The 10,323-nt window shown below is 42.7% G+C and carries 10 protein-coding genes; 7 read left to right on the top strand and 3 right to left on the bottom strand.

Translation table 11 applies throughout. From position 1 onward, the window contains the following. Positions 1-12: 12 nt before the first annotated feature. The 7 genes from MHN30_RS05655 to MHN30_RS05625 all read left to right on the top strand — a co-directional run bounded on the left by MHN30_RS05655 (position 13) and on the right by MHN30_RS05625 (position 7,547). Positions 13-981, top strand: coding sequence for a TauD/TfdA family dioxygenase (locus MHN30_RS05655; RefSeq protein ID WP_039494111.1), 969 nt, complete (start codon positions 13-15; stop codon positions 979-981). An 81-nt stretch (positions 982-1,062) separates the two neighbouring features. Continuing rightward, entirely contained in the window at positions 1,063-2,439 is a 1,377-nt protein-coding gene (locus tag MHN30_RS05650; RefSeq protein ID WP_069021375.1) for a serine hydrolase domain-containing protein, read from the top strand. A gap of 266 nt (positions 2,440-2,705) precedes the next feature. Continuing rightward, entirely contained in the window at positions 2,706-3,266 is a 561-nt protein-coding gene (locus tag MHN30_RS05645) for a DUF697 domain-containing protein (RefSeq protein WP_010607109.1), read from the top strand. An 80-nt stretch (positions 3,267-3,346) separates the two neighbouring features. Then, positions 3,347-3,523: a hypothetical protein gene (locus MHN30_RS05640; RefSeq protein ID WP_017217212.1), complete on the top strand. Its 177-nt coding sequence runs from the start codon at positions 3,347-3,349 to the stop codon at positions 3,521-3,523. Positions 3,524-3,678: 155 nt separating this feature from the next. Next, a complete protein-coding gene (locus tag MHN30_RS05635) occupies positions 3,679-5,340 on the top strand; it encodes a cyclic peptide export ABC transporter (RefSeq protein ID WP_130126958.1) in 1,662 nt (553 codons plus the stop codon). After that, complete coding sequence (locus MHN30_RS05630; protein ID WP_069021378.1) at positions 5,337-6,416, top strand: prohibitin family protein; 1,080 nt, start codon at positions 5,337-5,339, stop codon at positions 6,414-6,416. The genes MHN30_RS05635 and MHN30_RS05630 overlap by 4 nt, the downstream gene beginning before the upstream one ends. Positions 6,417-6,485: 69 nt before the next feature. Beyond that, entirely contained in the window at positions 6,486-7,547 is a 1,062-nt protein-coding gene (locus MHN30_RS05625; RefSeq protein WP_239358882.1) for a DUF6765 family protein, read from the top strand. Positions 7,548-7,590: 43 nt separating this feature from the next. Here the strand turns inward: MHN30_RS05625 and MHN30_RS05620 are convergent, their stop codons facing one another. The 3 genes from MHN30_RS05620 to MHN30_RS05610 all read right to left on the bottom strand — a co-directional run bounded on the left by MHN30_RS05620 (position 7,591) and on the right by MHN30_RS05610 (position 10,296). Next, positions 7,591-8,337 carry a hypothetical protein gene (locus MHN30_RS05620; protein ID WP_039494122.1) on the bottom strand — a complete coding sequence of 249 codons (747 nt, stop codon included), beginning with the start codon at positions 8,335-8,337 and terminating at the stop codon, positions 7,591-7,593. A 670-nt stretch (positions 8,338-9,007) separates the two neighbouring features. Further along, positions 9,008-9,583, bottom strand: a complete 576-nt coding sequence (locus tag MHN30_RS05615; protein WP_239358880.1) for a hypothetical protein — start codon at positions 9,581-9,583, stop codon at positions 9,008-9,010. Then, on the bottom strand, positions 9,580-10,296 hold the full coding sequence (locus MHN30_RS05610) for a hypothetical protein (protein ID WP_239358878.1): 717 nt from the start codon (positions 10,294-10,296) through the stop codon (positions 9,580-9,582). Before MHN30_RS05610 ends, MHN30_RS05615 begins: the two co-directional genes overlap by 4 nt. Positions 10,297-10,323: the final 27 nt, after the last annotated feature.

The raw sequence follows: 10,323 nt of genomic DNA, 5'->3' as shown, positions 1-10,323 counted from the left end.
GATGGGAAAACAATGGATCACGCACTTTCTTTGGAATTGGATCCGACAACGATTGCAGCAGACTCTCGGATACATGACTTATCTGAGGTTAAACAAAGCGGCATGGCATGGGTGAAAAACCACGTTCAAGAGGTGAATAACTGGGTTGAGCGAGATGGTTTTGCATTGCTTCGTGGCTTAAATATTGTGAGCACGAATCAGTTTAGCGCCATACTTGAGACCTTGTTTGGTGAGCGCTTAAGCCAGTATGTGTATCGCTCTTCGCCACGAACGGCACTGAACAACAATATTTACACCACCACGGAATATCATGCCGATCAAGTGATCCTGCAGCATAACGAAAATGCTTACTCCAATGTTTGGCCGATGCGAATGGGCTTTTTTTGTGTGATCCCAGCAACCACGGGTGGGTGCACACCACTTGCCGACAGCCGTGAAGTATATCGTCGTATTCCCAGTGAATTAAGAGACAAGTTTGAGCGTTTAGGTGTGCAGTACGTGCGCAATTACGGTGATATCGACCTACCTTGGCAAGAGGTTTTTCAGACCGAGAGTAAAGCCGAGGTTGAGCAATATTGTCGAAAAAATGAAATCGAATTTACTTGGCTTGATGATAAAAGGCTACAAACCAAGCAATGGCGTCCGGCGGTCATGCGTCATCCAAAAAGTGGTGAAAAGGTTTGGTTTAATCAAGCTCACTTGTTCCACTGCTCGAGTCTAGATAATCAACTCAGTGCACAAATGCGTGACAGTATCGGCAGCGAATTTTTACCTCGTAACGCCTTTTTTGGTGATGGTAGCGAAATAAGTGACCAAGACATCAAGCTTATCAATCAGGTTTATCAAGACCTCACTTTCGCTTACCCGTGGCAAAGAAACGATATTTTGCTGCTGGATAATATGCTGTTTACTCATGGCAGAGAGGCCTATACAGGCACTCGTAAAGTACTAGTTGGCATGGCAAATATCGCGTCAGCATAACTAGTTGGTACTCATTCCGATGAAAGTCGGGCAACAACATTTGTTAGTGGTTACGTGGTTGGCAATGTAAGGAATGAAAAAATGAAATGGCTAATACAACTACGGCTAAGAATGATGATGCTATTTTGCATCACCTTAGCACTGGCTTCTTGTTTGCAGAAAAAGAGCGTCGCAGATAATCACACTATTATGCCTAATCAATTAGAAATGATAGAGGCGGTGGTGAAGGAATATTGCGATGCCAACCTATTCTTTGGCACGGTTTATATCACCTCGGTTGATAAAGTGGTGTACCAGTCCAACTGCGGACCACAAAACATGCAATATGATGTTGATAACAGCGTTAAGTCCAAGTATCGCATCGGCTCCAATACCAAAGCGTTTTCGGCCGCTATTTTAATGAAGATGTTAGATGGCAAGGACTTACGGCAGGAAACCATTGGCGATCACTTGCCTTGGTACCCAGATAACCAATGTGCGGATGTTTCGCTACATCATTTGCTTACCATGTCGTCTGGGATCAATAACTACAGCGACAACGAAGCCGTATACGATAATTACGGTTGGCGGCCTTATTTATATAATTCGAGTCTAGACCTTAACGGTCCGGAAGATTTTAGTAATCGCTTTTGCACCTGTGGTGCCGAAGCGGGGCAAAGTGGCACACCGTCATTTACGCCCGGCAGTAAGTATGAATACAGCAACTGTAACTACTATCTTATTGGTAATATCATCGAGCAATTAGCGGCCGGAAAACAAGGCAATATCGGTCGTGAGTATTGGTTTGCCAATATCGTTCAAGAGCAAATTCTAAATCCGCTTAGCATGACGGACAGCGGCTCTTACAGTGCGATTGGTGTCTATTCAAATATGACCACAGGTTATATTTATAATCAAAACCAATACTTATCGCTTGCCAATGGCCGTCCACCAGCTACAGGTGGACCTGCACCTTACGAAGACATTTTAGTGAATCCATATAGCAACCCATTAGTGCTGTATTCAGCTGGAGATTTGTATTCCACAGTGGAAGACATGCATAAATGGGATCAAGGCTTGTATGGCACTCAAATCTTAAACGATACCCAGAAACTAGCGGCCTTTGCTCCATACTCTAACACTGGTAGCAGCGACGAGTGTGAATACTATGGCTATGGTTGGTTTGTGACTTATGTCGACCCAAACCAGTACGGCAAAGTGGCAAATTGCCCCGAAAACCCAGCCGATGCAAATCTCAGAATGTATGAAAAATTTTTACAGTACTCTGGTAGTTATCCCTATTCGTGGGTGACCAGTTTCACCCGTTTACTAGAACGAGATCAAAGCATCATGGTGTTTAGCAACTATGTGAAAGAGGGGATTGAGTCAGATTGTATCGCCAAGGAGATCCGCAACATTATCTTCTATAGTGATAAACACCGTACTGAGCAATGCCAGCAAGATTTGAATCAGGCATAACGCGGTAGGGAAAAATACCGAGCTTTCGCGCTCGGTTAAACAAATTAATAGAACGCCTGCAGTAGGTGGCAACGTTTCGCTCAGTTGTATTTGTGACACTGTGCAAATCCTTGGTTGTTCTTAGGTTTACTTCTTCATCATGGATGAAGGCGGTAAAACTCAGAGTTGAATAAGTGCAGCTTGTTTGATTTTGGGTACTAGGGCAAGTGCCAATATGGTGCTTGATGAGTTCGACAACTGTTTAAATAAATCATAGAGGATGAATTATGGCAGTGACAAAAACAGCGAAGGATGACAAGGCGAGCGACGCTCCAGAGCAACAGGAATCACAACTTGTTGCTGATGAAGACAGAGCAGCCGTTGCTCAGCTGATTGTCGACAAATACACAAAATGGTCGTTTGGCTCTGGGTTTATTCCCGTTCCTGCGGTTGATTTAGTGGCGTTGACAGGGATCCAAATGAAGATGATAGGCGAAGTAGCAAAAGTCTATGGTCAATCATATGGTGACAACAAGCTGCGTGGCACAGTAAGCGCATTGATCGGCGGCTCTTTTCCACAAACCTTAGGGGGCGCGGGACTAAGCAGCTTTTTGAAGGCGGTTCCTGTACTTGGCACGTTAAGCGCAATCGCATTTATGCCAGTTGTGTCTGCGGCATCAACACACGCAGTAGGCGCAACTTTTGTTCGACACTTTGAAAATGGCGGCACGCTGATAGACCTGAATCTAGCAAGTATGAAAGGGGATATCGCAGACATCGCAGCTAAGTATCGTGCAAATAAAGGGAATGCGGACGCAACAGCTACAGCGGAAAAAGCCACAGTATAACCGATACTGGCTGACATAAACCGGCAGGCAACTGCTGGTTTATTCTTCGCACCAAATTTATCAACAACTTGGAGAAAATTATGCTTATCGCTTTATATTTAGTGTTATGCATTTTAACTGGTTATTGGGGACGAAACACCTTTGCCGGACCTGTGGGCTTCTTTTTAATTTCGTTGATGTTTACGCCTATTGTTGGCTTGATCATTTTACTAGTTGGGCAAAAGCGCAAGCCCACAGAGGTGAATGACGAGGAATGAGATCTTACATTGCCGGTAAAACTGGGCGATTTATAAATATAACTTAATGTTTTAATGCAATATTTATTTAAATCCAACAGGCAGTTTTGATTTTTAGGGACTATGCTAAGTAGCATGCGCGGGCGGTAGCCCAATAACAATAAAAGATAATAACAATGGTATTGTACGAATTAATTCGCCGACATATTCAGATAAAGAAAAGGACCTTTATTGCACTGGGGTGCATTTCTGGTTTGGCCAACGCGTTGGTGCTTGCGCTTATCAACAACGTAGCTGCCAATATCTCTGATATTAATAAAGAAAATCATATTCTTTACTACTTGGTGCTATTTACACTGACGATTGCAATATATGGTTTCACTCAGCAAAGATTGATGACTAAAGCCGCGCAAATGGTGGAGCGTGCCATAGATAAATTGAGAGTCGATTTGTTTGAAAGCATTCGTCATACCGAGCTGTCAACGTTAGAGAAAATTGGCAAAGAGCGGATCTTTAATACCATCAGCAAAGAGTTACAGACCATATCTCAGTCGGCGCAGCTGTTTGTGATCATTGGTCAATCTATCAGTTTGGTGTTTTTTACATCTCTTTATATTGCCTGGCACTCTTTTGTGGCGTTTATGGTTATATCGACACTGATTTTGGTCGGCGCCAGTATTCACCGTTTACGCGCCAATGAAATCCAGCGCAACATGCGCATTTCTTTTGAAAGCGAAAATCAGCTTATTCAACGCTTATCTGATTTGCTCGATGGCTTTAAAGAAGTAAAGCTCAGTGAGCCAAGAGCGGAAGATTTAGAACATGAGTACCGCCGTGATTCGAATCGTGCAAGGCGTGCAAAAACCAAAACCCAAACCTTGTTTGCGACCGACTTTATTCTGTCGCAAATCACCTTTTTCGCAGCGACAGGCGCGATGGTGTTTATCGTCCCTATGCTCTCTGACGTGTATACCGATGTGGTCATTAAAGTTACCACCGCATCGCTATTTTTAATCGGCCCTATTACCAGTATTGTTGGTGGGATCCCCGTTTTCACCACCGCAACAGAGGCGGCGCAAAACGTCTTAGCATTGGAGCGCGATTTAAAAAATGTCCAAGATGAGCAAGAGGTTAAACGACCTGAACCGAGTGAAAGCCTAACCTCATTCAATGCCATCACCTTAGCGGGGGCGTTTTATCAACATCAGAAAAAATCGAGCGATCGTCCGTTTGCTGTGGGGCCGGTGGATATCACCTTTGAACAAGGAAAAACCACTTTTATTACCGGTGGTAATGGTAGCGGTAAAACAACGTTTATAAGGATGTTGACTGGCCTTTATGAATTACAGAGCGGACAAATCCTTTTGAATGGCAAAGCGGTTACGGAAGATAATCGCCTTGCTTATCGAAGCTTATTCACAGCCGTTTTTGCGGATTTTCATTTGTTCCAGCAGCTCTATGGTATCCGTGATTTGAGTACTGAAGAAATCGACGAATGGTTGGACTTTTTAGAGATGCGCGCCAAAGTGGGTATTCAAAATGGGGCGTTTAGCACCATAGATCTATCGTCAGGTCAGCGCAAGCGCTTAGCGCTTTTGAGTACCATTTTAGAAAATCGTCCCATTTACATCTTTGATGAGTGGGCGGCAGATCAAGATCCTATCTTTAGGCGAAAATTCTATGAACAAGTGCTACCTCGTTTAAAAGCGCGTGGTAATACCATTATTGCCATCACCCATGACGATGCCTATTTCCATTTGGCCGATGTGCACTTAAAAATGGAGGAAGGTCAGTTGTTAGCACACCACGACAGTGAAAGTAATGGAGTACCATCATGAACATTAATATTTCAGGGGATTTTGCCTTACTCGTCGCCGGCGGCTTAATACTGGCGCTGATCCTATCTAATTTGCTCATGCGGGTGTTAAAGCGTTACAAGCCCAAGTGGCATAAGCGTATTTTGTCTTGGCGTTTTCGCGCTGGTGTGACGTTACTTATTCTACTGTTTATTGCCGTTGCATTGGTCAAAATCATTTTTATCAAGGTAGACTCAGGTCAAGTTGGAGTACTGTGGAAGCGCATTGGCGGTGGTACGTTCGTAGAACATCCATTTTATGAGGGCACGGTGCTAGTTTATCCTTGGGATACATTGACGATTTATTCGAGCCGATTCCAAACCGCGACTACTCAGGTACATGCGATCACCTCTGAGGGCTTGCGGATCCAGCTAGATATCACCGTACGTTACCGTCCTGTAGTGGAGCATATTCCGTACCTACATAAATTAGTTGGAGAGGATTATTTAGATGAAATGGTGATCCCTGAGGTTGCCTCTGCGGTGCGCATGATTGTATCTGACTATACCGCGGAGCAAGTCTATGGTCATCAGCGTCTAGAAGTTCAGGCTCGGCTATTGAATACGGTGTTAAAGGAGCTACAGCTGCAAGAAAAAACAATTCTTGAGCAAGAGAAAAGCACGATGCAAGGGCATAACTTAGTGAACCTTGACGATATGCTTATTCGGCAGGTGGATGTGCCAGATAAAGTACATAACGCAATTATTTCCAAAGTGAATCAGATGTACTTAAATCAAGAGTATGAAATGCGTTTAGAAGTAGCCAAAAAAGAAGCAGAACGAAAAAAAACCGAAGCTCAGGGGATAGCCGACTTTCAAGAAACGGTGAGTGGTGGGATCTCTGAAACTTATCTAAGATGGCGCGGCATAGAAGCAACCATAGAATTGGCGAAATCTAATAACGCAAAAGTGGTGGTAATAGGCAGTGGTAAAGATGGCCTACCATTGATCTTAAATACGGAGGGCAGCACATCCGCTTTGCCTGCCTCGGTTAACCCAAATGCTACGGATCCACAAAGCCAAGAGCCACAAACGCCTAATGCGACTAAATCAAAGTAAGGAATAGTTACATTTTCAGTATCACGGACTACACTGTGGCGATAAAGGAAAAGAGAAGGACAACGAAAAATGCAAATTGATTTACATCATGGCATGACATGGGTGGTCGCACGCGCGGCGGGATTCACCGACCAAGAGGCTGAAATTATTGCTCACTCGGCACAATACGTAGATGATGCAACAAACTATGGTCACATTAAGTTTGATAACGGTGCAGCTTATGAGCGCATCGCAACTGCCCACAAGATGCTCGATTATAAAAACCTAGACAGCTTAAAGAATATGAAAGTGTGGGTACCTTTTCATTTCTTACCGGGTAATGGCGGTTTACCTGCTGGGCAAAATCCGTCGGGCACCTTTATTCAAAAGCTAGTGTGTAAGCCACATTCCCATGTAGCAAAAGATATGGTCGCTGAGTGTATTGCAGATAAGCATAGGCCTTATGGACTGCACCGCCTTGGTATCACCTCTCATGTCTTTATTGATACTTGGGGCCACCAGGGATTTGCTGGCATACAGCATGAAGTCAATGAAGTGACTGAAATAATGGACTTGAATGGTGAAGCAGAAGAGACTTGGCGCGAGCGAATAAGCGAATACTTTTCTGATGTTTTTCAAGATGATATTCCAAGTTTAGGACATGGGCAGGCGCTTTCTCACCCTGATCAGCCTCATCAGCAGTGGAGTTACTTCAACGGATTGGGCGAAAAAGTAGTGCGAGATAATCCAAGCGATTTTCTGGTCGCAGCCGATGAGCTTTGCAAGGTCTATCAAGACTATCGAGGCGAGGCCATCAGTGGCTTGAATGAGTCATTAAAGCAAGAAATAGCGCAGTGCTTTGCTGAATTTGATATGGATGATGGTGAAGAACGTCATCAACTGTGGCTTGATGCCATTGAAGCTAATCGATTTGGGCTTGGAAGTTATACCCTAACTTACATTGCCAAAGGTGAGGGGTCGTGGAAACACCAAGCGCTAGGAACAACCCGTGCTAAAGGTGACGACGATAGCTATTCATTTCGCAGTGAATTCTTAACTTCTAACTGGAAGTATTTTCACGATGCAGCTAAAAAGCATCGCCTCTGTGTCATTGATGATATTCTGCCCAAATACGGAATTTGTGTGAGCTAAACTTCAGTAAAGTAAGTGCAGCTAGGCTGCACTATTCTTGTGTTTAAAATAGCTCGGAAGAAAGCTCACGGGATTGTGAGTTTTGGTTTATATGCCAAGTTTCGACAAGGCGAGTCGTACCACCCGAGTTTTTACAAATTAATTCCGTCACCAGCACTTTATAAAAACCACTGTATTTAGCCTCACCGACAACATTCAAGACATCACTATAAAATCCACCTTGATGTCTTTCATTGAAAAATTCTGGGTTACCACTGACGTAGTTGGTTTTACGGCACTGGCCTTGGTGCGAGTTGTTATTAATATTAATCAAGCCGGTATATTGAACATCCGCAAAATACCCTGGGCCATTGCTCGGCGTTTGCCAATCAGCCACTGTGATTTCACTGTGCCATACAACGGCGGGAGCCTTGGGTATCTTGTGATAAACAATCGCCTCTTCACCTGAGGGTAAGGTGCAGCTGAGTTTAACCGACTTTTCTGTCAGCTTATGCTCCGCAGGCAGTGGGCCAGAAATAAAGGGCGCGTTGAATGTGAGAGGAGCAATCAAATCGCCGGTTTGTGTATTAACCACTTCAAATTGATGGCACTCATCCGCCGCTAAGCCGCCCGTGAGCGCATTAAAGAACTCAGTTGTGCCTGCACGAGCTGAGATAAAATCAACAGGTGCGCCCTGATACTGCGAATGATCTCCCGCACCATCCTGATCATAAAATACCTGTGTAGCCAAAACAGAAGTGGAACTACAAGCCAATGCCATAGCAAGTAGTCGAGTGTTGAATGTAACCATATATTTTTCCTTTACAGTTGTGTTTGTTTTTTATTCAGTCTCAATATAAGGTAAATGTAACTTCATGCAACTTTTTGATTTTTCTGGTTTTGGCAACTATCTAATTACTGCAACTGCTATTTGGAGTGGTGCGTGATGTGGATATAAATACTTAGAGTTTAGCCAGCGTTAGATGAATGGAGTTCAAGTGGGTGGAGATGCAGGTCATCTGAAGTTCTAGTTACTAGGTTTCAGTGTCTTATGATGTGGATTGACAGTTGTGTTTGTACCGTCTTTTTGGGTTGAAGCTGTGCAACTTTAAAATTTAGGGCTAAGGAGTTATGGGGCCAATATTTTTATAGTTTGCAATTCAAATAGGCTTTTGAATACTGATTTCAGTAGTGTGTTAAAAAAGAGTACAAAAGACGTAAGGTGTGAAAAATGGTGGCCCCACCTGGACTCGAACCAGGGACCTAAGATTATGAGGCCCCGCTGATAAGATTTGAAACTCACCTATATCGCAGCGATTTATGTGGTCATAGCTACTGGCTTACCAGTTTCATTACCAACTGATAAATGGCTGGTATATATTCTATAGGGCTATTACCAATAATCGTATTCTAAAAGCTTTAAAGGGAGAACCCATTAAGACATTGGTACCAGATATAGAATTAATTTTACTAATTCCGACTTAAAATCGCGGAACCACTTTACAATATGATTGAGTTTCACTTTTTGGCTCTGATTTAACCGAGTAATCACACTCGCTCTTATCAATTTTTACACATAACTTGCCATCACATGTATTTATATTTCCGTATAATTCTAATTTCTCAACTTCTTGTGATAAGTATGCTCTAGTTTCACGTAGCTCTCTTAACTCAGAAATAGTTGGTATTTCTTTGATGAAAAAGTACCAAATAAAGGTTGCGGAAAATATCGAAAATAAGAAGAACAAACCATACAGTTTAAATACGGAGATCCGAACAGCCTTTTTGTATGCGTCAGCTGCTTCATTGGCGGCTTTGTTTGCTTCATTAAGGTTTTTTAAAACCCCATTTACAACTTGTTCGGTAATGGAGTCAGCCGAACTCTGTACTTCTCGTTTTAGGTTTCTATGTACGTTCGATGCTGAACTTTTAAGAGCTGCTGAAGTATCAGACATCTCTATCAACACCTTCTTGAATTCGTCCTCATTTTTTTCACTTATATCTAGGAGTGTATTTACACCATCGAAAAGTAAGTCAAATTTTTCTTCTGTTTTCATCTGCTTAATCCTGGTCGCTCAATGGTTCGCTCTAACTCATGCTTTTTTTCTTGTTCTTGGTATAGCTTCATTAAAGATTGTTCTTGAGTTTTCACCTTTTCTGAAAATTGTTTGGCGGTAAGTCGCAAGTCTAGAATGTCTGTATATTGAAGATACGTTACTTCAGTGCCATTAAGTGCTACAAGTAAGCCTCCCGTAGTCTCAGAACTTCCTGACTTTTTCCCTCCTTGATGACTCGCTATTAACTTTAGATAAGCTTGGCATTCGTCGAGAGAAACTTTCGGGTGTTCTAAGAAAGCTTCATTAGATATTTCGTCCACCATAGATTCTAGAGTGTGTACACTTGCTACTTCGTCAAATGCATCCAAATAGGGGACAATCTTGTTGACGCACTTCTTTTTATAGGGGTTGGTTTCTATGTACCAATGTATTTCTCTTGATACATGAGTAAATTCAGCATTATTAGTCAAAATTTTTACTAGCCGGGCATGTTTGTCTTTTTCTTTTTTTAAACTGCCAGCTCTATTCTTAAATTCAATTAATTTTACAGTGCCTTGAAACTGTAGTAGTGCGTCAGCAAGCCTTTTGTCTTCCGGTGTTTGTTGTAGAAGGTTAACAACTGATAAGGTCTGATTGCCCTGAGATTTACTTCCAATACTAAACCCAAGAGTATAAAGAAAGTTTCCAATTACAACGTTTTCGTAAAGCTTCAAATAATTCTCCTCTAACAAGAAAATTTT

The organism is Pseudoalteromonas sp. OF7H-1, from assembly GCF_022347825.1.
GTDB lineage: Bacteria > Pseudomonadota > Gammaproteobacteria > Enterobacterales > Alteromonadaceae > Pseudoalteromonas > Pseudoalteromonas maricaloris.
Note: the sequence above shows the minus strand (reverse complement) of the source record. Positions and strands in the feature narration are given on the sequence as shown.